The following is a 22,942-nucleotide window of genomic DNA, read 5'->3' as shown; positions in this document are numbered from 1 at the left end:
TTATGAAGGCCGGGTCAACCCCGACGGGCGGACCGACGTTCCGGCGGCGGGACGGGAACAGCAGGGGACGGCGCGGGACGTCCAGTTGCAGGGTCCGGGCGCCCGCGGCCGACGTGGAATGGCGGGAACAGGTTGGCAATTGGACAGGATCGCTGGAGCGGCGCTCGCCGCTGCGCTGTCCTGCCGGCTAGAATCCCGCGGCTTGCAGGCGCTCCAGCATCGCGCGGCTGCCCAGCAGGATCAGCGTTTCGCCCGCCTGGAAACGCTGCTCCACCGTCGGCAGCGGCAGCAGGCCCCCCTCCCGGGACAGCCCCAGCACCAGCGCCCCGCCGCTCACTTCGCGCAGCCGGGCCTCCAGCAGGGTGCGCCCTTCCAGCAGGGAACCGGGCTTGATCAGCAGCCGGCTCAGGCTGAAGCCCAATTCGTCCTGGCTCATGAAGATGTCGAGGAAGTCCACGATCTCCGGCTGCACCAGCACGGCGGCCATCCGCCGCCCCCCGATCACGTAGGGGCTGACCACGTGGTCGGCGCCGGCCCGCTTCAGGCGCGCCTCGGAGGAGGGTTCCAGACCCCGAGCCACGATGCGCACGGTGGGGTTGAGTTCCCGGGCGGTGAGCACGACGAACAAGTTGTCGCTGTCCTTGGGCAGGGCCGTCAGCAGGCCGTGGGCCTGGCGGATGCCCACGCGCTCCAGCACCTGGCCGTCGGTGGCATCGCCGCAGAGGGCCACCAGCCCCTCCTCCAGCGCTTGTTCCACCAGCCGCTCGTCCTGCTCCAGCACGCACAATTCCAACCCGGCCCGTGTGCACTCCCGGGCGATTTCGCGCCCGATCTTGCCCCAGCCGCAGAGGATCACGTGCCCCTTCATCCGGTTCAATCGGCGCTCCATGCGCTGCCCCCTCAGGATGCGGCGGACTTCCCCGGACACCAGCGTGGCCGTCACGCTGGAGACCACGTAGCCGATGGACACGGTGCCCACCAGGATCAGCAATAAGGTGAACAGGCGCCCCAGTCCATCCAGGGGCCGCACCTCGCCGAAGCCCACCGTGGTGATGGTGATGGCCGTCATGTAGAAGCATTCCAGGAGGGGCCAGCCTTCCAGGAAGTGGTAGCCCAGCGTGCCGCCCAACAGCGTGAAGGCGAACACGGCCAAGGCCGGACGCAGGCCCGCGCTGCGCTCCAGCAGCCGGGTCCACCAGTCCAAGCGGTGCGGTGCCACGGGCCGGCCCGGGCGGGTCAGATGATGCAGCGGTTCCGCCGACGGACGGGGCGGGCTCTCGCTCAAAGCGGGATGTTGCCGTGCTTGCGCGGCGGGTTGCGGTCGGCCTTGTTGCGCAGCAGCTCCAGCGCCCGGTGGACCCGGAGCCGGGTCTGCTCGGGCAGGATCACGGCGTCCACGTAGCCGTGCTCGGCGGCGATCCAGGGGCTGGCGAAGCGCTCCTGGTAATCCTGGCTGAGCCGCTCCTGGGTGGCCGCCGCGTCGGTTGCCGCCTGGATCTCGCGGTTGAAGATGATTTCCACGGCCCCCTTGGCGCCCATCACGGCGATCTCCGCCGAGGGCCAGGCGAAATTGGCGTCGCCGCGGATATGCTTGGAACTCATCACGTCGTAGGCGCCGCCGTAGGCCTTGCGCGTGATCACCGTGATCTTGGGCACCGTGGCCTCGCAGTAGGCGTAGAGCAGCTTGGCCCCGTGGGTGATGATCCCGTGCCACTCCTGGTCAGTCCCCGGCAGGAAGCCCGGCACATCCACGAAGGTCAGCAGCGGCAGGTTGAAGGCGTCGCAGAAGCGCACGAAGCGCGCGGCCTTGCGGCTGGCGTCGATGTCCAGCACGCCCGCCAGCACGGCCGGCTGGTTGGCCACCACGCCCAGCGCGCGCCCGCCCACCCGGGCCAGGCCCACCACGATGTTGGGCGCAAAGTCGGCGTGGATCTCCAGGAAGGAGCCCGCGTCCACCACCGGCAGGATCACCTCGCGGATGTCGTAGGGTTTGCTGGGATCGGTGGGAACCACCGTCCGCAGGCTGTCATCGGCGCGCTCGACGGGATCCTGGACCGGCAGGTCGCGCGGCGAGTCCAGCTGGTTCTGCGGCAGATAGGAGAGCAGGTCGCGGATCCGCTGCAGGGCCCGGCCCTCGTTGGCCTCGGCGAAGTGCGCCACGCCGCTGCGCCCGGAGTGGGTGCGCGCGCCGCCCAGGTCCTCGCTGCTGACCTCCTCGTGGGTCACGGTCTTCACCACCTTGGGCCCGGTGACGAACATGTAGCTGGACTTCTCGACCATGATGGTGAAGTCGGTGATCGCCGGGCTGTAGACGGCCCCGCCGGCGCAGGGGCCGAGGATGGCGCTGATCTGCGGCACCACGCCCGAGGCCAGGGTGTTGCGCAGGAAGATGTCCGCGTAGGCGCCCAGACTGGCCACGCCTTCCTGGACGCGCGCGCCGCCCGAGTCGTTGAGCCCGACGATGGGGATGCCCGCCTTGAGGGCCTGGTCCATGATCTTGCAGATCTTGGCGCCGTGGGCCTGGGACAGGCTGCCGCCGTGGGTGGTGAAGTCCTGGCTGAACACGGCCACGGGCCGCCCCAGGATGCGGCCGAAACCGGTGACCACGCCGTCGCCCAGCGGCCGGTTCTGGTCCAGGCCGAAGGCCGTGGACTGGTGGCGGACCAGCATGTCCGTCTCGTCGAAGGAGCCCGGATCCAGCAGCAGGTCCAGCCGTTCGCGGGCCGTCAGTTTGCCCGCCTCGTGCTGGCGCGCCACACGGGCCGCGCCGCCCAGCTCCTGGGCCTGGTCCTGCAGCTTGAGCAGTTCCTCGCGCCGGTCGGCCATGCGTCATCCTCCGCTGGTTTGGGGGGCTCTTTTTCCACCACACTGGACACGAAGATCACGAAGGCGATCGAAGGGCACGAAGACAATCTTTGGTTGAAGGAGGTCACGGGACGTAACGCTTGGACTCCATCCAATCTACGCTTCGTGCTCTACTCCGCCCTTCGTGTTCTTCGTGTCGAGCTGTTCCTCGTGTCGAAGCGGAACTCGGATATCACTGCTGGACACGAAGGGCACGAAGTCGATCGAAGGACACGAAGACGAATCCCGGTTGAAGGAGGTCACGGGAAGCCTTGCTTGGACTCAAACCAAGCAACGCTTCGTGTTCTTCTCTGCTCTTCGTGCTCTTCGTGTCGAGCTTGTGCTTCGTGTCGAGCTTTCTTCTTCGAGGCCGCTCAGGGCAGGCGGACACTCAGGGTCACCAGGTGCGAGGCCCCCAGCTCGGGATGCGGGCGCCAGGCGTAGTCCAGCGCCCAACGGCCCACGAACAGGCCCGCGCCGGCGGCGGGATCACCCTCGGCCACGCCGCCGCGCAGGGCCAGACGCTCCAGCAGCACCCACTCCAGCCCGCCGTGCAGCCAGGCCCGGCGCCAGGCGCCGTCGCGGTCGGGCACCGCGCCCTCCAACTCGCCGCGCAGGTCCAGCTCGGCGGCCAGGCGGCTGCGCAGCCGGGGCAGCGCCTGCTCCCAGGCGGCTCCCAGGGCCCACTCCGGCGCGATCCAGTCCTGTTGGCCGTCGTCCCAGAACACCAGGCTGCCCGTGGCGTCGCGCAGGGCCAGCCCCAGGCTGAGCGGCTCGCGCACCTGCCAGCGCAGGCCGGCGTCCAGGCCCACCCCGGAGCCTGTGCGCTCCACCAGATTGCGGTGCAGCACCTTCACGGTCAGACCGCCCGTCAGGCCGGGGCGCAGCTCGCGGGCCGTGGCCAGCCCCAGCACCCAGTCCGCCGCGTCCGCGCGGCTGGAGACCAGCGGCCGGCCGCCCTCCTCGAAACTGCCGCCCCCTTCCAGCAGCGTGCTGATGGGGATGTCCGGCACGGCCTGGCGCAGGACGAAGGCCGAGAGAGGCAGGCCCGCGGGTCCGCCCAGGTGGCCCGTCCACGAGAGAAAGTCAAGTTCCAGATCGCCGCCGAAGGCTTCCTGATGCTGAAAGGACAGCAGTTGGCCGGGCTCGTCCTCCAGCTGGGCCGGGTTCCACCAGGCCCGGGTGCCCGGATCCGCCAGGAGCAGGCCGGTCAACCCGCGGGCCACGGGCGCCGCGCCCAGTTCCACCCGCAGAAAGTCGCCGCCGTGACGCTCGCCGGCCTGGGCGCCGGCACAGAGCAGCAGACCTGCCACAAGCAGGGCCGCCATGTGGGTCTTCATCGTCCCTCCGCTTCCTGAGTCAGGAAAATGCCGTCCTGGGCGGATTCGCCCACGGCACGCAAAAAGGCGGGCACGATGGCCCGGCGGAAGAGCAATCGGGCTTGATCCAGTCCTCCTGCTGCGGCGGGCACCTGTCCGCCCGCCATGTGCCGGTGTCCGCCGGCGCTGCCACAGTCCTTGACCAGTTCCCGGGCCAGCCGGCCCACGTGGGGTTCGTGCAGGTTGTTGCGGATGGAAAAGACCACCCGGTCCGCGCGCCAGCCCCAAACCAGCACCCAATGGATTTCCTCCAGCCGGCGGAAACTGTCCGCCAGCTCGGCCACGAAATCCGGGTGGCGGGTGGGACCCAGGTCCACCACAACGGCGTGGCCGAAGCGCTGGGCGCGCTCGACGGCCTCCTTCATCATGATGAAGTAGTCCAGCGGCAGGCGGCTGTTGACGATCCGGTGCAGCAGGTCCCAGTCGATCTTGGGGTGCAGCTTGAGGTAGGCGGCCCGGTCGGCCTTGCTGGCCCCGCGCCCCATGTCGCTGGTCTCGGTGCGGATGGCGTAGTAGAGGGCCGTGGCCAGCGGCACGTCCACCTTGACGTTGCGCGCCTGGAGGTATTCGTAGGCCAGGGTGGCCGTGGCGCCGTAGTTCTCGCGCAGGTCCAGGAAGACTGGCGCGTGGGGCCAGGCCTCCCCCAGGATGTGGTGGTCCACGATGCCGTAGCGCGCATTCAGGGGCAGCTGGGCCGAGTTGTTGCCGCTGCCCGGCTGGGTGTCCACGAACAGGAAGAAGTCGAATTCGGCCAGGGTCAGCTCGTGCAGCGGCCGGATGCCCAGGGAGAGGATCTGCTGCAGCGTGCGGTTCTCGCTGCGCCCCAACTCGCCTCCCGAACCCACCACCGCCTCGCGGTCCATGTGTTCGAAGATCAGCTTGAAGGCCATAGCACTGGCCACGCAGTCGGGATCCGGATTGTCGTGGGTGAGAATCAGCACCCGACGCGCGGACCCGAGGGCGGCTTTGAGATCCTGCAATTTGCGGGAGCACTCGCGGACGGGGGTCATGTCCCTCCTGGAACTGGCCGGACGGGGTGATTCCGACGAAGCGGGGGCCAAAGTAGCACAGGTGGCGGGCTCCGCAAGCTCCCGCAAAGCTCCGCGGCCGGGGCGATCTTAGTTGCGCAGTACGCGCTCCAGCCGGACCAGCACCCAGCGCGACTCGCCGCCCTCCCCGGCGCGCGGCTCCAGTTCCACGCGCCAGACCAACCGGCCGGAGAGATCCTCGAAGCGGGTGAGCGAGGCGCGCCGCGGGGCGCTCAGTTGCACGCGCCGGGCCAGCAGCTCAGGCAGGCCGGCCTTCAGGCTCGCCTCGAGTTCGGGGCTCCAGCTGCCGTCGGGCAGCGCCAGCAGGCGGGTCAGGTCCACGCGCCGGGCCGCCTGCCGCCAGCGTCCGCGCCGCGCGGCGTCCAGGAATTCGGCCAGGGCCCGGTAAGGACTCTCCACGGGCCGCGCCGGGCCCAGCTCCCAGTCCTCCGGCCCGCTGAGCAGGGGGCGCTCCACTTCCAGATGCCAGCTGCCCACGCCTTCGCGGAAGGGCCGGGCCTCGCGCTCCTCGGCTAGCCGCAGGGCGGCGGGTTGCTCGCGCCAGTCCAGGCGATCGGCGGCCGCGCGGGCCAGACAGCGCCCGCCGCCCTGCAGGTCGCGCCGGACCAGTTGGCGCCAGGGTCGCGCCTCCGCCCGGCCGCGCTCCAGCAGCAGCAGGCGCGCCGCCTCCGGCGGACCGGCAGCCCCCAGCTGGGCTAGCAGGCGCAGGGAATCCGCCCGGGCCACCAGCCGGGACCGGCCGCGCTGGGCGCCGGCGCCCAGCCAGACCAGCAGGGCCTGGCTCTCCGGGCCGGGGGCGGGGGTCCAGTCCACCGTACGCCGCACCTGCAGCAGCCAGCCGCCGGCGCAGGGCAGCGGTTCGCCCTCGCGGCCTTCGATCAGCTCCAGCCGCGCCCGGTCCACGAAGGGCTCGCCGGTCAGCGCTTCCCCGGCCACCACCAGATCGGCCCCCAGGAAAGGATCCAGCCCGGCCAGGGCGGGGTCCTGGTCCAGCGGCAGGGGCTGCCGGGCACAACCAGCCAGTCCCAGCAGGACCGCGCTCAGCGCGCTCAGCAGCCATTGGAATCGTTTGCCTGTCATCCGAATCCTCGTGAGTTCGCGGGCCCGCCCGCTTGATGGGCCGGCTCTGGGCACCCTCTCAACAAGAAGCGTGCCAGCCCGGCGCTGCGCCGGTCGGAATGTGGTCAGCGGGCGCTTGATCTGCGGTCAGCGAGCGCCCGACCAGACGCTGCGCGGCGCGGGCGGCGTGCCCCCCGCCCGGAACCAGGCCTCCAGGCCGCGGCGGATGGCCTTGACCTGACGGTGGCGGAAGGCCGGGTCCAGCAGGCGGCTCTCCTCGTCGGGGTGGGCCAGGCTGCCCACTTCCAGCAGCAGGGCCGGACAGCCCTGGTGGCGACAGACGCCCAGGCTGCGCCAGTGCAGGCCCTTGTCGCGCAGCGGCAGACGCCGGCGCAGTTCCCCGTGCAGCAGGGCGGCGGCGTCGGCGGACCAGGGACTCCAGGAGAAGACCATGTAGCCGTCGGCCTTCCAGGGACTCTCGCCCTCCCCCACGCTGTTGTAGTGCAGCGAGAGCAGGAAGTCGGCGCGCAGCTCGCGCGTGCGGGCCACGCGGGCCCCCAGGCTGAGCGTGCTGTCGGAGTCGCGGGTCAGCTCCACGTGGGCGCCGGCCTTTTCCAGCTCGCGCCGCAGTTCCCGGGCCAGGAGCAGGGTCAGGTCCTTCTCCTGCGTGCCGCTGGCCCCGATGCAGCCGCTCTCGCGGCCGCCGTGGCCGGGGTCCAGCACGATACGCGCGCCCTTCAACCCGGCGGTGCGACGGTGGAAAACCAGCCGCAGGACCCCCGGCTCCCAGAAGAGCGAGTGGCCCTGGAAAGCGCCGGGGACCAGGCTGGCCCGCAGCAGCAGCTCGTCGCCGGGCAGCACCTCCCAATCCAGTTGGCGCAATGCGCCCGCCGGATCCAGTTCCACCCAGTCCAGCCGGCCACGGGTGCCGGAGAGGATCAGGCGCCAGTCCTCGCCCGCCGGTCCGCTCTCTTCGCGCCAGAGGGGCGGACCCCCCCCGCTGAGCGCCAGCCGCAGTTCCAGGTCGCCGTCGGGCAGCCGTCCGCCCGTCACGGCCGGACCCAGCAGGCGCGGCTCGGGCTGCGCGGGCGCCAGACCCAGCCGCCGGACGCGTTCCTCAGGCACCCAGGCCGCCAGGTTGGGGCGCAGGGGCAGCCGAAGCCAGCCGGCCTCGCGCCGGTCGGCCACCCACTCCGTGCCGGCCTGGGGAAAAATCCAGTAGCTGCCGCCAGGCGTCGTGGAGAGCGGGCTGCCGTCCAGTCGCACGCGGATGGGGGCCAGCCAGCCCGGGGAATCAGGTGTTTCGCCCTTTGGCGCGAGGGAATCCGCCCGGGCCGGCACGGCCGGCGGCGGCGGGCCAGCCGGGGGTGGCGCGGCGACGGGTGCGGCCAGCTCCAGACTCCAGTTCCAGGGGCCGCCCGGACCCTCCAGCGTGAACTCCAGCCGGCGCCCGGCCGGCCAGGGCACGCGGTCGGCGAAGCGGCGGTCGGCCGTCATGCGCAGCTCGCGACCCTGGCAGCGGATGCGCGTGGCCCGGCCCAGGTGGCCGTTGACGAAGACGTCACGACTCTCCGCCAGAACGGGCAGGGGCGCGTCGCCCTCGGGCCGCGGATGGGTCAGCAGGCCGCCGTCGGGCAGGGGCAGCGGCGCGGCTTCCGTCGTGGCCGGCCGGCCCGCGGCCAGCCCCAGCACCAGGACCAGCAGCCAGCGGCGCCACCAGAACGTCAGCCGGAACGCGGTGCCGCGGCGAAGCGCGACGGAGGCAGCAGGCAGGGTCATCGTTGGTTCCAATGCTTGCATAACGCGCAGGTGGGGCGCCAAGTCCGGTGCGGACGCGGCGCTCACTCCTCCACGCCGGCCTCCGGCGCGGGCAGCCGGTTGGCGCGGATCTCCTGGGGTTCCAGCTCCGGCCCGCCCGTGGAGCGGGCGTGGCAGAGGGCCAGGCCGCAGAGCACGAGGTAGGGCAGGTGCTCCTCAATCACGGGTGTGTGACGGGCCATGATCCGCCCGAAACCGCCCGTGGAGAACACGGACACGGGGCCCGGCACGCCGGACTCGGCCAGCTCGTGCCGGATGCGCTCCACCAGTCCCTCCACCTGGGCCACGGCGCCGTGCAGCAGGCCGCTCTGCATGGCCTGCTCCGTGGTCACGCCGATGACGCGGGGCGGAAAGGCCAGGGCCACCTTGGGCAGCAGGGCCGCGCTTTGGTGCAGGTTGCGCAGGGCCGTCTGGGGTCCGGGCAGGATCAGCCCGCCCAGGAAAGCGCCGTCGCTGTGGATCACGTCGAAGGTCGTGGCCGTGCCGAAGTCCACTACGATGGCCGCCCGGCGCACCAGGTGCCAGACGGCGGCCGCGTTGCAGAGCCGGTCGGCGCCAACGGTGGAGGGATCGGGCAGCCGAACTTCCGGCGTGCCCGGCGCGCCGGGCCGCATCACGAAGGGCTCCAGTTGCAGGTGGTACTCGGCCAGCTTGATCCAGACGAAGTTCAGGTCCGGCACCACGCTGGCGATGGCCACGCCGTCGAGCTCGCGCGCCTCCAGCCCCGCCGACTGGAAGAGCATGCTGAGCATGACCCAGCTCTCGTCGATGGTCCGGGCGTGGGCCGAGGCCAGGCGCCAGTGGGCACTCAGCCGGCCGTCCAGGAAGACGCCCAGCACGATGTGCGTGTTGCCGATGTCCACGGTCAGCAGGCGGCGCGCCCCGTGCGAGGTGGCGCGCGTCCCGGGCGCAGTGCGCACGCCGGGCGCGTTCAAGCTTCCAACCGGCACCACAGGCCCTCCCGAGTCAGCTGTTCCACGTTGAGACCGCCGCCGGCGAGCTGCTCGCGGCCGCCCTCCCACTCCAGCAGCAGCCGGCCGTCCACCAGCGGCGTGGTGCGCAGGCGGCGCGCGGAGTCCTCCAGCCGCAGCCAGACGGGCCGGGACTGGAACAGATCGTGGGTCGACAGTTCGGCGGGCAGGCGCTCCGTCAGTCCTGGCAGGCCGCGCCGTCCCAACTCCAGCAGCAGGTCCGCCAGCAGATCCTCGCGGGTCGTCGCCAGTCCCGCCTGCAGAAGGGAGCGCGCGGGTTGGCGCAGATCGGCGGGGAAGTCCCGCTGCCCCGTGTTCAGCCCGATCCCCAGCACCACCTGGGCCCGGCCGGCCTGGATGCGCGACTGCAACAGCAGGCCCGCCAGTTTGCCCGCGCCCTGCCCGTCCTCCAGCCACAGGTCGTTGGGCCACTTCCAGAACACCCGGGCGGACTGGCCGGCCTCCGCCAGCCGCTCGTCCAGCACGCGACAGAGGGCCGCCGCCGCCCAGTGGCCCAGCAGGCCCAGCGCGTGCCGCGCCAGGTCCAGGTCCAGCCGCAGGGAGACCAGCAGACCTTCCCCCGGCGCGCAGTGCCAGACGCGCTCCTGGCGGCCGCGCCCCGCGGTCTGGGTCTCGGCGCAGAGCACGCGCCAGGGCCGGTCGCGCTCCGAGCCGTCCCCCAGGGCCTCCAGCAGACGCCGGTTGGTGGAATCCGTCTCCTTAAGCCCCTCCAGACTCCAGCCGGGCTGTCCGCTGGCCAGGGCCAGCCGTTCGCGCACGAGCTCCAGCTTCATGCCGTCGGCCCCGCCGGGCCGAACCCGTCGACGGAGTCGGGCGCCGGGGCATCCTCCTCGCCCGGCTGACGCACGCGCAGCACCAGCAGAGTCTGGTCGTCGGCCCGGGGCGCGCCGTGCTCGAAGCGGCCCACCTCCTCCAGCAGATGCTCGAGGGTCTCGCGCGCGCAGCCGTGGCGGCCGGCCAGCAGGGTCTGCTCCAGGCGGCTCTGGCCGAACTCCTCCTCGTGGATGCTCAGGGCCTCGGTCAGTCCGTCGGTGTAGAAGACCAGCCAGTCCCCGGGCTTCAAGTCCAGATCCTCGGTCTGGTAGTCGGCCCCGCTGAACATGCCCAGGGCCAGGCCGCCGGAATCCAGGTGCCGGATCTTGCCTCCGCGCAGCAGCAACGGCGGGTTGTGCCCGGCGTTGGAGTAGCGAAAGCGCAGCCGGTCCTGATCGGGCTGGAACAGGCCCTGGACGAAGGTGACGTACATGTCGTCCGCCGTGTTCTCGGCCAGCTGCTCGTTGAGCCGGGCGTTGAGGCCGCCGGGCTCCAGTCCCTGGTCCAGCAGGCTGCGCCACGAGGCCTGCAGGTTGCTCATTACCAGGGCCGCGGCCACGCCCTTGCCCGAGACGTCCCCCAGGGCCAGGGCCAGCTCGCCGTGGCAGGTCTGGCGGAAGTCGTAGTAGTCGCCGCCCACTTCCTGGGCCATCCGGCACGTGCTGGCGATGTCCAGCCGCGCGTGCTTGGGCGGCGCGCTGGGCAAGAGGCCCTGCTGGATGGTGCGCGCGATGCTCAGCTCGCGATCCAGGCGCTCTTTGGCCGCCAGGTGCTGGATGTTCTCGCGGATGCGCAGGCTCATCTCGTTGAACGAAGTGGCCAGCCGGCCCAGCTCGTCGTCCGTGTGCTCGGGCAGCCGCACGCCCAAGTCGCCCCGGGAGAGGGCGTCGGTGCCCTCCTTGAGTTCGCCGATGGAGCGCGTGATCCGCCAGTTGAGCATCCAGGCGATCCAGATGCCGGTCAGGAGCAGGGGCAGCAGGGTGAGGAACTGCAGCAGCAGCAGGATCAGGTAGGGGAAGACCACCGTCCGGTCGTCGCTGAACACGGCGGGCAGGATGCGGCCGGGCAGGGACTCCACCAGCACCAGCAGTTCCTCGTCCGGCGTGTTGAGCGGGAAGCCCGCGTGGGTGAGCCGGGCCATCCCGACCTGGAAGAGCCGGTCCGCCCAGGAGTGGTCCTCGCCGGGATAGTCCGGGGTCTGGTCCAGCACGCTGGCCGCGCCGCCGGAGCCCAGTCCGATCTGGCTGAGGCCGAAGCGCACCAGGTTGTCGTCCCCCTGCACGGACACCAGCCGCAGGCCCGTGCCCAGGGTCTGGCCAATCTGCTCCAGGGTCTCCTGATCCAGCGGGAAGAAGCCGGCGGAGAGCAGGTTGTTCTGCTCGATCAGCGCCACCTGCCAGAGGTGGTCGCCCGCCCGGATCAGGCCCGTGGTGCGGCCCGTGCGCCAGTCCGGCGGCAGGCGCAGGTCCTCCAGCGGGAAGTCGCTGGGCATGCGCCAGGTGGCCACCAGCCGGCGCCAGTGCTCGGTGTTGCTGCTGTCGCCGAGCATGATGCTCCCGCCCGGGGTGTCCATCGACCAGTAGAGGCAGAAGAAGCCGCGACCGATGTGCGACTCCTCGCCCATGCTGCGCAGCTGCTGCTCGAAGCGGCGCTGGGCTTCGCGGTCCAGCGGATCCTCGAAGGCCTGGGCGAACCAGGCCGTCACCAACCGCCCGCTCTCCAACCGCTCGTCGAACTGGGCGCGCACCAGCCGGGCCCGGTAGCTGCCCATCACCACCACGGCCAGGGTGCCGAAGAGCAGGGTGAGCAGCACCAGCGGCAGCACGCTGGAGAACAGCGCGTTCATGGCCAGCTTGGTGCGGATGCGCGATTGGCGGATCAGACGCCCCACCAGCACCATGAAGGAGGCGGGCAGCTGCAGCGAGAACCAGGCCAGGCTGAGGGTGTGCAGGGGACCCAGCGCGTCCAGCAGGCGGCCGCTGCCCAGCGCGCCGCCGCCCAGCCGGATGTTCACGCCGTCCGAGTCCTGGTGCTGGAGGAAGTGCGCGAACTGCTGGCTCCAGGCCCAGAGCAGCAGCACCAGCAGGGCCAGCGTGTACCAGCGCAGGGCGGGCCGCAGGTTGTCCCGGCGCAGCCAGCGCAGCACGGGCCGGAACAACAGGGGCATCACCAGCAGAGGCACGTCCGCCAGCAGGCCCAGCAGTCCCAGCAGCAGCGCCGCGTACATGCCCAGCCGCTCGCGGCGGTGGCGCTGCCACGGGCGGTGCTCCCACAGCTCCTCCACCAGCCGGGACAGGGCCAGGCCCGCCACCCCGAAACTGAGCAGGGCCACCAGCCCCTCCCAGAGCAGCGCGGGCCGCATCAGATTGAGGGTCAGCCCCACGCGCAGGGCCAAGAGGAGGGGCAGGGCCAGCAGGGCGCCGCGTCCCGTGTCCAACTCCGGTCCGCGCAGCAGGCGCCAGGCCGCCATGCCCAGCCCCAGCTGGGCCGGCAGGAAGATCAGGTTCTGCAGTCCGGGGCTGGGCAGCCCCGGGCCGAGCAGCAGAGCGCCGACCAGCCAGGCCAGGGAGAGGCCCAGCAGCCAGGGCAGGGGCAGGGCCAGGCCCCGCTCCAGCCGGCGCCAGACCCGGCGGATCAGCTCCAGCAGGAACATCAGGACACCCGTCCATCCGGAGTGGGCCGCGCCGCGCTCACCGCAGCCATCCCAACCAGGCCACCAGGTAGAGCGCGGGCGCGGCGAAAATCCAGGTGTCGAAGCGGTCCAGGACCCCGCCGTGCCCGGGCAGCATGCGCGCGCTGTCCTTGACGCCGGCGTCGCGCTTGAGCCGCGACTCCAGCAGGTCGCCCGCCGGCCCCAGCAGGCCCACCAGCGCGCCGATGAGCAGGCCCTGGCCCAGCCGGCCCTGGGGACAAAGCAGGCCGCTGCCCGCGCCTACGGCCAACGAACCCGCCAGCCCGCAGAGGAAGCCCTCCACGGTCTTCTTGGGCGAGGCGCGCTCGAAGAGCTTGTGGCGGCCGAAGAGCCGGCCGCCGAAATAGGCAAATGTGTCGGTGGCCCAGGTGCAGAGCAGCAACCCGAGCATCACGGCGGAACGCGTCCCGGGCGAGAGTTGGCGGTCCAGGGCCACCAGCGGGACGAAGGGCAACGTGCTGAGCAGGCCGATCAGCACGGAGGCGCCGATGCTCGCCAGCACCTCCTCCCGGCGGGAGAACATCTCGCGCAGGAGGAGGATCAGCAGCCAGATGAAGGTCAGGCCACCCCAGAAGTGGAGGAAATCCACGCCGCCCCGGGTCAGATGCCGATCCACCGAGTGCGGCAGGCCGGCCGTCAGGGGGGCCAGCACCACATAGGCCAGCACCAGCCACCAGCTGTGCCCCACACCCTTGGCCTGGTAGAGGGAATTGAGTTCCCGGAAGGCCAGCAGGCAGATCACCAGCACGGCGCAGGAGAGCACGGGGCCGCCCAGCCAGAAGACGGCCAGCAACACGGGGATCCCCGCCAGCGCGGTGAGGACGCGGGTCTGCAGTTCGGAGAGTGCCATGGGCACAAGGTAATGGACAAATACTTGCGCCGCCCCGGCCCGGCAAGCGGCCTGAATCCGTTTCCCGCCTTGAATTCGGCCCGGGAAAGCCATAAGATGAGTGCTCACACTTTCGGGAGAACTGGCTTTATGATGCGGACACTCCGCGACAATACGCATGTCGTCTTGTGGATTCTGATCCTCGCCTTCGTGGGCACCATCGTGTTCAGTTGGGGCATGGGCGGTTTCGACACGCTCAGCGGCGAAGACAAGGATCTGATCGCCACCATCAACGACACCAACGTGGAGCTGCAGGAATACGAGCGGTTGGTGAACAACCGTCTGCAGGGCCAGGGGGACCAGGCCAGCACCCAGATGGTGCTCCAGGCCCGTCGGCAAAGCTGGAACGACCTGGTCAGCCTGACCTTGGAGCGCCAGTTGGCCACTACCCTGGGCTACGGCTTCTCGGACCGCGAAATCTCGGACCGCATCCTCTACATGCCGCCGGCCTTCGTCACCCAGGACACCACCTTCCTCAGCAACGGCGTGTTCGACACCACCAAGTGGCACGACATGCTGCGCAGCGAGAACCTCAAGGGTTGGCTGATGCAGATGGAGGACCAGATCCGCCAGTCCCTGCCCATCGAAAAGCTGCGCAGCCGGTTGATGGCCTGCGCACTGGTGAGCGACGCCGCCCTGATCAACGAGCACGTCTCGGGCAACCAGACCGCCCAGGGCCGGTACGTGATCCTGCCCTACGGCACCTTCCCGGTGGACTCCACCCAGATCAGCGAAGCCGAGCTGGAAGCCTGGTACAAGGACCACCTGAAGGACTACGAGGCCGAGGAGCGGCGCGAGATCGAATACGTGCAGCTGCCCGTGGTGCCCAGCGCCGAGGACAGCGCCGACGCCGTGGACCAGATGGATTACGTGCGCAAGCAGCTTGAGAAGGGCGACGCCTTCGAGGATCTGGCCCGCATCTACAGCATGGACGAGTCCAACGCCGACCGGGGCGGGGATTTGGGCTGGTTCGGACGCGGCCGGATGGTGCCCGAGTTCGAGGCCGCCGCTTTCGGTGCGCCCGTGGGCGCCGTGGTGGGTCCAGTGAAGACGGCCTTCGGCCTCCACCTGCTAAAGGTGAACGGCCGTGAGACGCGCGACAACGGCGCGGGCGTCAAGGAAGAGCAGGTGCAGGTCCAGCATATCCTGATCAAGGTGGAGCCCAGCTCTATGACCCACGGCGACCTGCGCGCCAAGGCCGAGGCCCTCTACGAGGACATGCAGAGCGGCAAGCACGACTTCGAGGTGCTGTGCGCCGAGCGCCAGCTGAAGATCCAGACGGGGCGTCCCTTCACCCAGAAGGGTATGGTCCCCGGTGTGGGCCGCAGCCAGCGGGCGGCGGACCTGGTCTTCCAGGCCCAGCAGGGCGAAGTGATCCAGCCGGTCTACTCCGAGAACGGCGGCTGGTTCGTGGTCCGCGTCAAGAGCATCATGCCCAAGGGACACGAGACGCTCAAGGAGCGCCGGGTGGAGATCCAGAACGCCGTGCGCAAGGAGAAGCAAAAGGTCCTGGCCCTCAAGGCCGTCCAGGACTGGCTGGCCTCCGCCAAACCCACTTCGCTGGACAGCACCATGGCCCTGCCGGCGGGCGCCCAGTTCACCAACCTGGCCACGCCGCTGCGCGCCACGCAGTTCGTGCCGGGCATGGTGGGCCGGGATCTGGCCTTCACCAGCACGCTCTTCCGCACCCCCGTGGGCAGCCTGTCGGCGCCCCTGGCCGGGGAGCGCGGCGTCTACGTGATCCAACCCACCGCCCGCGACGACGCCCAGCAGTTGCTGGCCCAGTTGCAGGCCGAACTGCCCGCCAAGCGCGCCGAGGCCCTGCAGCAGCAGAAGAGCGCACTCTACGGGCAGTGGTCGGGGTGGGCCAAGGAGCAGGCGGTCATCCAGGACCAGCGCGCCAAGTTCGGCTTCGACTACTGATCCGCTCGCTCAGCCAAAACGCCAGGGCCCCGGTGGAATGCCGGGGCCCTTTTCTTTGCTGCGATGGCCTGACTGCCGGCAGACCGGAGGTCTGATTCCGGCTGCGGCCCCGCTGGCTCTCAGGGGAACCACTTCCGGAAAGCCGCCAGATACTCGTCCAGACAGCCCGACGGCACGGGTTTCCCCGGCTCGCTGATCGCCCGTCCGGGATCCAGGCTGCGGCCGTTCTCCAGGTACTCGTAGTGCAGATGGGGCCCCGTGGCCAGACCCGTGGCGCCCACCCGGCCGATGAGCTGGTTCTGGTCCACGCGCGCGCCCTTGCGCACGCCTTCGGCGAAGCTGGACAGGTGGCCGTAGACCGTGCTGCGCTTCCGGTCGTGGCGGACGCGCACCACCTTGCCGTAGCCGCGTTCCCAGCCCGCCGCGGTGACCACGCCCGCCGCCGCGGCCACCACGGGCGTGCCGTGGGGCGCGCTGTAGTCGATGCCCGTGTGCATGCGCACGCGGCGCAGGACGGGGTGGCTGCGCATCCCGAACTGGCTGCTGATCCGCCGGTAGTTGAGCGGGCTCTTGAGGAACTGCTTCTGGAAGCTTCGGCCCTGGCTGTCGTAGTAGCCGGGCTGGCCGCAGCCCCCGTGCCAGAGAGCCTGGATCAACCGGCCCGACGGGCCCGCGGTCTGGAAACTGGCCGCCAGGATCCGCCCCTCCACCGTCACGCTGTCCCCGAGATAGGGACGCGCCAGCCGGCGCTCCTCCACCACCAGCCAGAAGCTTTCGTCGCCGTGGATGTCCGTCAGGAAGTCCACGTCCCACTGGAAGATGTCGGTGAAAGAGAGCGCCAGCTGGGGACTCCCGCCCGCGCCCACCATGGCGTCGTAGAGCGTGGCGTCCACCCGTCCGCGGCGCTCCACCCGACGCGTGCTGGCCTGCAGGCGCTCCACCCGGGCCACGCACTCCCCGGCCAGTTCGTGCAGGGAATCCCCGCGCTGGGCCAGCGGCAGGGTCAACACCAGGCACTGCTCGGGGTTGGAATAGTGCACCAGGCGCAGGGTGTCGCCCACGCTGCGCCGCACCAGCAGGACAGGATCGCCGGGGCGGATCTGGCGCAGGTCCACCACGCCCCGGCAGGCCTCGGCCATCCGCGGCACCAACTCGGCGGGCAGGCTGAAGCGCCGGACCAGGCTCTCCAGCGTGTCGCCCGGACGCACGTCCTCCCGGGCCACGGGCAGCCAGTCGGGGATGGGCGGGGGCGGTTCATGGGCCGTGTGCGGCCAGAGGGCCGTCAGCCCGGTCAGGGCGGCGAGCACGGCGACGCGGAAGGGCCGGAGCAGCAGCTTCACCGCGGGCCGCCGGCCCGCTGGCGGGCCTCGTGGAACAAGGCCTCGAACTGGTCCAGCCGACTCTCCCAGCCGTGGAGACGACGGGCCTCCTCGCCGGCCGTGCGGCCCAGGCGCGCGCGCAGCTCCGGGTCGCGGGCCAGGCGCAGGATGCCCGCGTGCAGTCCGTCCAGCCCGTGGTAGAGCAGGCAGTTCTCGCCGTCGCGCATCACTTCGCGCACGGCGGGTGTGTCCTCCACCAGGATGGCGCGCTCCAGGGCCATGTACTCGAAGACCTTCATGGGGAAGCCGATGTCCGACCAGTCGTCGCTGTAGGTGATGTCGCTTTGGCGCAGCCAGGCGGGCAGCTGGGCGTGGGGGACGAAGTCGGCGAAGTGGACCCGGTCCGCCAGGCTGAGCCTGGCGGTCCAGTCCACGTAGCGCTTGAAAAACGGTCCGTTCCCCAGCACCACGAAGCGCAGGCGCGGCTCCTCGGCCAGCAGTCCGGGCAGAATCTGGTAGAGATCGTCCAAGCGGCGATTGGAGATCTTGCCCACGAAGGTCAGCCAGATCTCCTCCGGCGCCTTGGCCGGCAGCCGCACCGGCTCCGAGCCCTCGAATTCCGCGGCGTCGCGCACCACGCGCACGGGACGGCGCGTCCAACCCTCCAGCAGCTCGCGGTGGGCGTCGTTGACCGTGCTGACCAGCGTGCTGGCCCAGAGCGTGAGATGCTCGAGCAGCCCGTAGGTCCAGGCCAGCGGCAGGTGGCGCCAGGGGCTCTTGTTGTGCTTGCGCACCTGGTGGTAGTGGACGCCCATCACGTCGTAGAGCACGGCCTCGCGCGGGTGCCGCAGGCGCAGGGCCAGCAGGCCGAAGGCCACGAACAACTCGTCCACGAACCAGGCGTCGGGCCGCTCGCAGCGCCGCACGCGCAGGATGGTCGGCACCAGCAGCAGGGCGAAGGCCAGCATGTCCAGCGACTTGAGGCCGGTCCCCGGCCCGGGCACCAGGTACTGGGTGGCTCCGCGGAAAACCCGCGTCTCGAAGCGCCAGCGCGTGTTGGGGCCAATGCTCAGCACCTCGTGGCCGCGCCGGCGCAGGCGGTCGTGGAGGATCACCCAGCGCAGGATGGCGGCCGGGATGCGCTGCTCGTCGACGGGGTGCTGCTGGATCAGGCAGAGTTTCACTCCGGCACCCCGCGACCCGCGGCCGGCGTCTGCGGCGCTGTTCGTCCATCCGGCCGCCCGCCGTCCGGGCGGGGCTCCGCCAGGGCCAGCCGGAAGACCTCTTCGTAGCGGGCGGCCACCGCCGGCCAGTTGAGCTCGAGTTCCACCCGCCGGCGACCGGCCTCGCCCCAGGCGCTAAGGCGCACGGGATCCGCCAGCGCCTCGCGCAGGGCCTGACGCAGCGCGCGGGGGTCCTTGGGCGCGGCCAACAGGCCGGTCTCGCCGTGGCGCACGGCCAGGGGAATGCCCGCCACGTCGCTGGCCACCACCGCCCGCCGGGCGGCCATGGCCTCGAGGATCACGTTGGGCAGCCCGTCCACATTGCCCGCCTGGTCGTGCACGCTGGGCATCACGAACAGGTCGCCCGCCTCCATGAAGGGCGCGATCTCCTCCCGGCCCAGCCGGCCGGGGAAGCAGACCAGCGACTGCAGACCGCGCTCCCGGGCCTGGGCCTTGAGCTCGCCCTCCAGGTCGCCCTCGCCGGCGATGGCCACGCGTAGGCCGGGGAATTCGGCCTTCAGCGGCGGCAGCGCGTCCAGCAGCACGTGGAAGCCCTTCTTCCAGACCAGCCGCCCCAGCGCGATCACCAGCGGCCCTTCCGCGCCGTCCAGCAGACGCGCGCGCAGGGCGGCCACGGCGGCGGGGTCCGCCTGGCGCTCCAGCAGGCCCGGGTCGGCCGCGTAGGGAATCACGTGGCTGCGCTCCCGGGCCAGGCCCAGGGCGCAGATCCGGTCCCGCAACTCGGGCGAGCACGAGGTCAGTCGCGAGGTGGCGCGCACGGCCCGGGCACTCATCCACGAGAAGGGAAAGCCCTTCTCGGCCACGAACACGTCGCTGCCGTGCAGGGTGGAGACCAGTGGCAGTCCCAGTCGCCGGGCGGCGCGGGCGGCGATGAAGGCGTTGGGCAGGAACCAGTGGGCGTGCAGGAGATCCGGCCGGAAGTCCCGGGCCTCGCGCTCCAGCGCCCGCGCGCCGGCAGCCAGCAGCAGCGGGCTCAGGGCCAGCATGCGCGCCTTGAGCTTCACGTCCGCGCGGATGGTCCGCGAGTAGCCCAGCACGTGCCAGGACTCCAGCGGCGCGTAGCGGTAGGTCCGCAGCCGCGCCCGGGGCCGGCCGGCCGCGTCGGTGTCCGTCTCCAGCTCGGCGGGGTCGAAGTCCGGGTCCCAGGCCGTGAGCACGCGCACCGTGTGCCCGCGCGCCGCCAGCTCGTCCAGCAGGAAGCGCACGAAAGGGCCGTTGGTGTCCCCGGCGAAGCGCGGATAGGTGTGCGTCAGGGCCAGGATGCGCACGTCACTCCCCGATGATCTTGATGAGGACCCGCTTGGGCCGGCGGCCGTCGAACTCGCCGTAGAAGATCTGCTCCCAGGGGCCGAAGTCCAAGCGTCCGCCCGTCACGGCCACCACCACCTCGCGGCCCATGACCTGGCGCTTGAGGTGCGCGTCGCCGTTGTCCTCGCCCGTCCGGTTGTGCGCGTAACGCCCGACCGGTTCGTGCGGGGCCAGCTGCTCCAGCCAGCGCTCGTAGTCCTGGTGCAGGCCGGGCTCGTCGTCGTTGATGAACACGCTGGCCGTGATGTGCATGGCGTTGACCAGCAACAGGCCCTCGCGGATCCCGCTGGCGGCCAGCGCCTGCAGTACCTGGGGCGTGATGTTGAGAAAGGCCCGGCGACTGGGCGTGGTGAAGCTCAGTTCCTGGCGGTGGCTCTTCACGCGGCTCTCCTCAGTTCGCCGATCCCGATGGTTCGTCCTGCTTGCGGAAGGCCCGGCGGGCCGCGGCGACAAAGGCGGCCAGTCGCGCCGGATCCTTGGCACCGCTCGCGTCCTCCAACCCCGTGTGGGCGTCCACGGCCGCCGGCCCCACCGCCCGAATGGCCGCGGCCACGTTGGCGGGGCGCAGGCCGCCCGCCAGGATCAGGGGTCGAGTGGTGGCCGCGCGCAGCTGGCGGCTCACGCTCCAGTCGTGCACGCGGCCCGTGGCGCCGTCCGCGCCGCTCAGCGGATCGTGGCTGTCCGTGAGGAAGGCGTTCACCCAGGGCTCGCAGGCCTGCAGGGTCGCCAGCGGCCCGGCGGCGTCGCCGCCGCGGATCACCAGGCTGCGGATCAGCCGCAGCTGCGGGCGCCGGGCGCGCAGGGCGCGCAACTCCGCTGGGGAAATGGCCCCGTGCAGCTGGACCCAGCCGGTGCCGAGGAAATCCGCCAGTTCGGCGATGGCCTCCGCGCGCTCCAGGTAGGTGATCAGCACGGCGCGCGAACCCAGCCCCAGCTCGGCGATCAGGCCGGCCGCCGCGGCCTCGCTCAGGTCCTCGCGGTGCACGGGCAGGCGAAAGGGGAAGCCCAGCAGGTCCGCCCCCGCCTCCCGGCAGAGGCGCGCCTCCGCCGCGTCGCGGATCCCGGCCACTTGGATCCAGCCTTTCATCAACCCACGAAGCCCAGGGCGCGGCCCACCTCGCGCAGCGTGGGGCAGGCCAGCCGCAGGCTCAGCGGGCCGGTCTGCTCCATGCCCGGGTAGTAGGAGTTGCGCCGGGCGTCGGAGATTGAGCGATAGTCCAGCTCCAACACGTAGGACGGCGACAACTCAGGCAATCGGGCGTGGTCCAGGTCTTCCAGCGCGGCCGCGGTCTGCAGGGCCAGCTGCTCCAGCACCCGCTCCGCGTCCTGGCAGAGCACCGAGTCGCCGCGCCCCTCCTGGGTGGGCACCGTGCGCAGGCCGGGCAGCCAGGCTCGGGCCTCCTCGCAGAGCGCCAGATCGCCGGAGGCCAGCGCCAGCGGCACGCCCAGCTCGGCCGCCGCCAGCGTGGCCAGGGTCAGTTCCGAGGCCGGGCGGCCGTTGAGCCTGAGGCCCGTGAAACGCGTCGACATGCTGTGGCAGAGCGGCGCGCCTCCGGAGCCCGCGGCACTGTGCCATCCCACCACAAGCAGGGCGGCGAAGGAGGGATCCAGCTCCTGCACCATGCCGCGCGGATCCCCGCTCCAGCCGCGGATCAGCCGGCAGCCGCGGGGGAACTCCTCCGGACGCAAGTTGCGGCCGGTGTCGTGGGCGTCCTGCACGAAGACTTCGCGCGCGCCCGCCGCCAGGGCCGCCCGGGCCACCGTGACGGCCTCCTGGGCCATCCGGTCGCGCAGGCGCGCGTAGCCCTCCTTGCCCAGTTCCGTCTCGTCCCAGTGCTGGGCGCCGGTCACGCCCTCGATGTCCACGCTGAGGTAGACTCTCATGCTCCGGCCCCCTGGCTGAATTGCAGCGCCGTGGCGTAGAGGCGGATCTGCTTGAGCATGGCCGCCAGGCCGTTGGAGCGGGTGGGCGAAAGGTGCTCGCGCATGCCCAGCGCCGCCACGAAGTCCGGCGGCGTGGCCAGGATCTCCGCCGGCGTGCGGTCGTCGTAGACCCGCAGCAGCAGCGCCACCAGGCCCTTGACAATCAGCGCGTCGCTGTCCGCCGCCAGCCGCACGCGCCCCTCCTCCAGCCGGGCGTGCAGCCAGACCTGGGACTGGCAGCCCCGGACCTTGAAGGCCTCCGTGCGCTGCTCGGCGGGCAGGGCGGGCAGGGCGCCGCCCAGCCGGATGAGCCGTTCGTAGCGCTCCTCCCAGCTCGCCAGGCCCTGAAATTCTTCGACGATGAGTCGCTGCCGCTCGTCCATGGCGCTCCCCTGCTTGACGCGGCCAAGATAAGGCATGGCCCCTGCCCACGCCGCTTCCCAAGCCAGTTGTCGGACCGGTGATCCGTCGGGCCTGGTTCGTCGAGAGGATTCGTGCCTCTGACGGCGGCCAGCCCGGCGGAGCTATATTCGAAGCGATTCAGGCCCCTGCCGCCCTGGGGGGACGGGGCCTGTCCGCCCAGCCAAATCGTGGAGTCCTCGATGCATCGACTGCTGGCCTGTCCCCTGCTCGTCCTGGCCCTGCTGGCCAGTCCCCGTCCCGCCTCACCAGCGGATCCGCCGGCCCCGGGCGATGTCCTGCGCCTGCTGGACCAGCTCCGCCTGGGCCTGTCCCGTCCGGAGCTGGAGGAATCCATCCGGCAGAACATCGAGTCCTCGCTGAACGACGCCGATCCCGGCCTGCGCTTCTGGGTGCAGACCATGGTCAACCTGGACTCGCTGGTGGGCGAAGCCTTCCGCCTCCACGAGCCCGAGTGGACGGAATTCCAGGGGCAGCGGGCCCGCGTGCTGGCCGAGCACTTCAGCGGCGCGGAGATCCGCCAACTGAGCGAGTTGTTCACGCGCGAACCCGTCCAACGGCTTTTCCAGGTGCTGGAATTGCCGGACAGCCTGGTGCAGTCGGCGGGCGACCTCTTCTACACCGGCCTCCAGGGCGACGTGGAGCGCCTGATGGGCGATGCCCTGGCACCCTATCTGGAAGCCGCGGGAGAAGAAGAATGAGCCCGCGGACGGCACCGGCCCTGGCCGGTCTGCTGCTGCTCTTGTGGGTCGGCGCCGCCGCGGCCGCCCGGACGCCCGCCCCCGTCTTGTCCGACAGCCTGCGGCTGGCCGAGATCCAGATCCTGCTGGACGAGGTGGGGATGGGCTACTCGCGGACGGAGATGGAGCGCACCATGCTCGAGCGCGTGCGCGGCGGGCTGCGCGCCCAGGACAGCAGCCTGGCCCGCTCGGCCGAGCCGCACCTGGAGGCCGTGGTCAAGGCCGCCTTCGACCAGCACCAGACCGAGGTGCGCCAGCTGCAGGAGCTGGTCTCCGCCCCGCTGGCCGCCGCCTTCACGACCCAGGAGATCCGCGAGCTGACCCGCACCTTCCGCGCGGAGCCCGTCCGGCGCCTGCTGACCCAGCTGCAGTCCAGCAACACACTGATCCAGGACCGCGGCGCCGCGGTGTTCAGCGCCGTGGGCCGCGACGTGCAGGTCTTCCTGCGGGCCAAGCTGGCCGTGGAGAGCCAGCGCCGGGAGGCCCAGATTCCGCCGTTGCTGCGCGCGCCGCCCAAGAACTGAAGTCCC

At 71.3% G+C, this 22,942-nt stretch carries 20 protein-coding genes; 3 read left to right on the top strand and 17 right to left on the bottom strand.

All coding sequences use genetic code 11. From position 1 onward, the window contains the following. Nucleotides 1–187: 187 nt before the first annotated feature. From WC326_09855 to WC326_09810, 10 genes are all read right to left on the bottom strand, one after another. The gene (locus tag WC326_09855; protein MFA7331362.1) at nucleotides 188–1,219 is read right to left on the bottom strand and encodes a potassium channel protein; all 1,032 of its coding nucleotides are present in this window, start codon (nucleotides 1,217–1,219) and stop codon (nucleotides 188–190) included. A 62-nt stretch (nucleotides 1,220–1,281) separates the two neighbouring features. Next, nucleotides 1,282–2,826 carry an acyl-CoA carboxylase subunit beta gene (locus WC326_09850; protein MFA7331361.1) on the bottom strand — a complete coding sequence of 515 codons (1,545 nt, stop codon included), beginning with the start codon at nucleotides 2,824–2,826 and terminating at the stop codon, nucleotides 1,282–1,284. Nucleotides 2,827–3,218: 392 nt separating this feature from the next. Next, nucleotides 3,219–4,184 carry a hypothetical protein gene (locus WC326_09845; protein ID MFA7331360.1) on the bottom strand — a complete coding sequence of 322 codons (966 nt, stop codon included), beginning with the start codon at nucleotides 4,182–4,184 and terminating at the stop codon, nucleotides 3,219–3,221. Further along, nucleotides 4,181–5,233, bottom strand: coding sequence for a DHH family phosphoesterase (locus tag WC326_09840; protein MFA7331359.1), 1,053 nt, complete (start codon nucleotides 5,231–5,233; stop codon nucleotides 4,181–4,183). Before WC326_09840 ends, WC326_09845 begins: the two co-directional genes overlap by 4 nt. Nucleotides 5,234–5,341: 108 nt before the next feature. Beyond that, nucleotides 5,342–6,352, bottom strand: a complete 1,011-nt coding sequence (locus WC326_09835) for a hypothetical protein (GenBank protein ID MFA7331358.1) — start codon at nucleotides 6,350–6,352, stop codon at nucleotides 5,342–5,344. Nucleotides 6,353–6,478: 126 nt separating this feature from the next. Continuing rightward, nucleotides 6,479–8,110 (bottom strand): N-acetylmuramoyl-L-alanine amidase, encoded by a 1,632-nt coding sequence (locus WC326_09830; GenBank protein MFA7331357.1) that lies wholly within the window; start codon nucleotides 8,108–8,110, stop codon nucleotides 6,479–6,481. A gap of 62 nt (nucleotides 8,111–8,172) precedes the next feature. Further along, nucleotides 8,173–9,099 (bottom strand): type III pantothenate kinase, encoded by a 927-nt coding sequence (locus WC326_09825; GenBank protein ID MFA7331356.1) that lies wholly within the window; start codon nucleotides 9,097–9,099, stop codon nucleotides 8,173–8,175. Then, on the bottom strand, nucleotides 9,081–9,914 hold the full coding sequence (locus tag WC326_09820; protein MFA7331355.1) for a biotin--[acetyl-CoA-carboxylase] ligase: 834 nt from the start codon (nucleotides 9,912–9,914) through the stop codon (nucleotides 9,081–9,083). The genes WC326_09825 and WC326_09820 overlap by 19 nt, the downstream gene beginning before the upstream one ends. Beyond that, nucleotides 9,911–12,607, bottom strand: a complete 2,697-nt coding sequence (locus tag WC326_09815; GenBank protein MFA7331354.1) for a SpoIIE family protein phosphatase — start codon at nucleotides 12,605–12,607, stop codon at nucleotides 9,911–9,913. Before WC326_09815 ends, WC326_09820 begins: the two co-directional genes overlap by 4 nt. Nucleotides 12,608–12,644: 37 nt before the next feature. Further along, nucleotides 12,645–13,496, bottom strand: coding sequence for a phosphatidate cytidylyltransferase (locus tag WC326_09810; GenBank protein ID MFA7331353.1), 852 nt, complete (start codon nucleotides 13,494–13,496; stop codon nucleotides 12,645–12,647). A gap of 129 nt (nucleotides 13,497–13,625) precedes the next feature. Between WC326_09810 and WC326_09805 the strand changes: the two genes are divergently transcribed. Beyond that, nucleotides 13,626–15,458, top strand: coding sequence for a peptidylprolyl isomerase (locus WC326_09805; protein ID MFA7331352.1), 1,833 nt, complete (start codon nucleotides 13,626–13,628; stop codon nucleotides 15,456–15,458). 119 nt (nucleotides 15,459–15,577) lie between these two features. Here the strand turns inward: WC326_09805 and WC326_09800 are convergent, their stop codons facing one another. From WC326_09800 to WC326_09770, 7 genes are read right to left on the bottom strand one after another with little or no spacing between them, the layout of a single operon-like run. Beyond that, nucleotides 15,578–16,798: a M23 family metallopeptidase gene (locus tag WC326_09800; protein MFA7331351.1), complete on the bottom strand. Its 1,221-nt coding sequence runs from the start codon at nucleotides 16,796–16,798 to the stop codon at nucleotides 15,578–15,580. Next, nucleotides 16,795–17,961, bottom strand: a complete 1,167-nt coding sequence (locus WC326_09795) for a glycosyltransferase family 4 protein (GenBank protein MFA7331350.1) — start codon at nucleotides 17,959–17,961, stop codon at nucleotides 16,795–16,797. The genes WC326_09800 and WC326_09795 overlap by 4 nt, the downstream gene beginning before the upstream one ends. Then, nucleotides 17,958–19,289 (bottom strand): glycosyltransferase, encoded by a 1,332-nt coding sequence (locus tag WC326_09790; GenBank protein ID MFA7331349.1) that lies wholly within the window; start codon nucleotides 19,287–19,289, stop codon nucleotides 17,958–17,960. The genes WC326_09795 and WC326_09790 overlap by 4 nt, the downstream gene beginning before the upstream one ends. Nucleotide 19,290: 1 nt before the next feature. Beyond that, nucleotides 19,291–19,710: a secondary thiamine-phosphate synthase enzyme YjbQ gene (locus WC326_09785; GenBank protein ID MFA7331348.1), complete on the bottom strand. Its 420-nt coding sequence runs from the start codon at nucleotides 19,708–19,710 to the stop codon at nucleotides 19,291–19,293. A 10-nt stretch (nucleotides 19,711–19,720) separates the two neighbouring features. Next, complete coding sequence (locus tag WC326_09780) at nucleotides 19,721–20,416, bottom strand: phosphoribosylanthranilate isomerase (protein MFA7331347.1); 696 nt, start codon at nucleotides 20,414–20,416, stop codon at nucleotides 19,721–19,723. Then, nucleotides 20,416–21,213, bottom strand: a complete 798-nt coding sequence (locus WC326_09775; GenBank protein ID MFA7331346.1) for a M55 family metallopeptidase — start codon at nucleotides 21,211–21,213, stop codon at nucleotides 20,416–20,418. Before WC326_09775 ends, WC326_09780 begins: the two co-directional genes overlap by 1 nt. Next, nucleotides 21,210–21,671, bottom strand: a complete 462-nt coding sequence (locus WC326_09770) for a SufE family protein (protein MFA7331345.1) — start codon at nucleotides 21,669–21,671, stop codon at nucleotides 21,210–21,212. Before WC326_09770 ends, WC326_09775 begins: the two co-directional genes overlap by 4 nt. A 183-nt stretch (nucleotides 21,672–21,854) precedes the next feature. On the opposite strand from WC326_09770, the gene WC326_09765 reads away from it, so the two are divergent. After that, on the top strand, nucleotides 21,855–22,373 hold the full coding sequence (locus tag WC326_09765; GenBank protein MFA7331344.1) for a hypothetical protein: 519 nt from the start codon (nucleotides 21,855–21,857) through the stop codon (nucleotides 22,371–22,373). Then, nucleotides 22,370–22,936, top strand: coding sequence for a hypothetical protein (locus WC326_09760; protein ID MFA7331343.1), 567 nt, complete (start codon nucleotides 22,370–22,372; stop codon nucleotides 22,934–22,936). Before WC326_09765 ends, WC326_09760 begins: the two co-directional genes overlap by 4 nt. Nucleotides 22,937–22,942: the final 6 nt, after the last annotated feature.

The organism is Candidatus Delongbacteria bacterium, from assembly GCA_041675285.1.
Classification (GTDB): domain Bacteria; phylum CAIWAD01; class CAIWAD01; order CAIWAD01; family CAIWAD01; genus CAIWAD01.
This window is presented reverse-complemented; position numbering and strand designations above follow the sequence as displayed.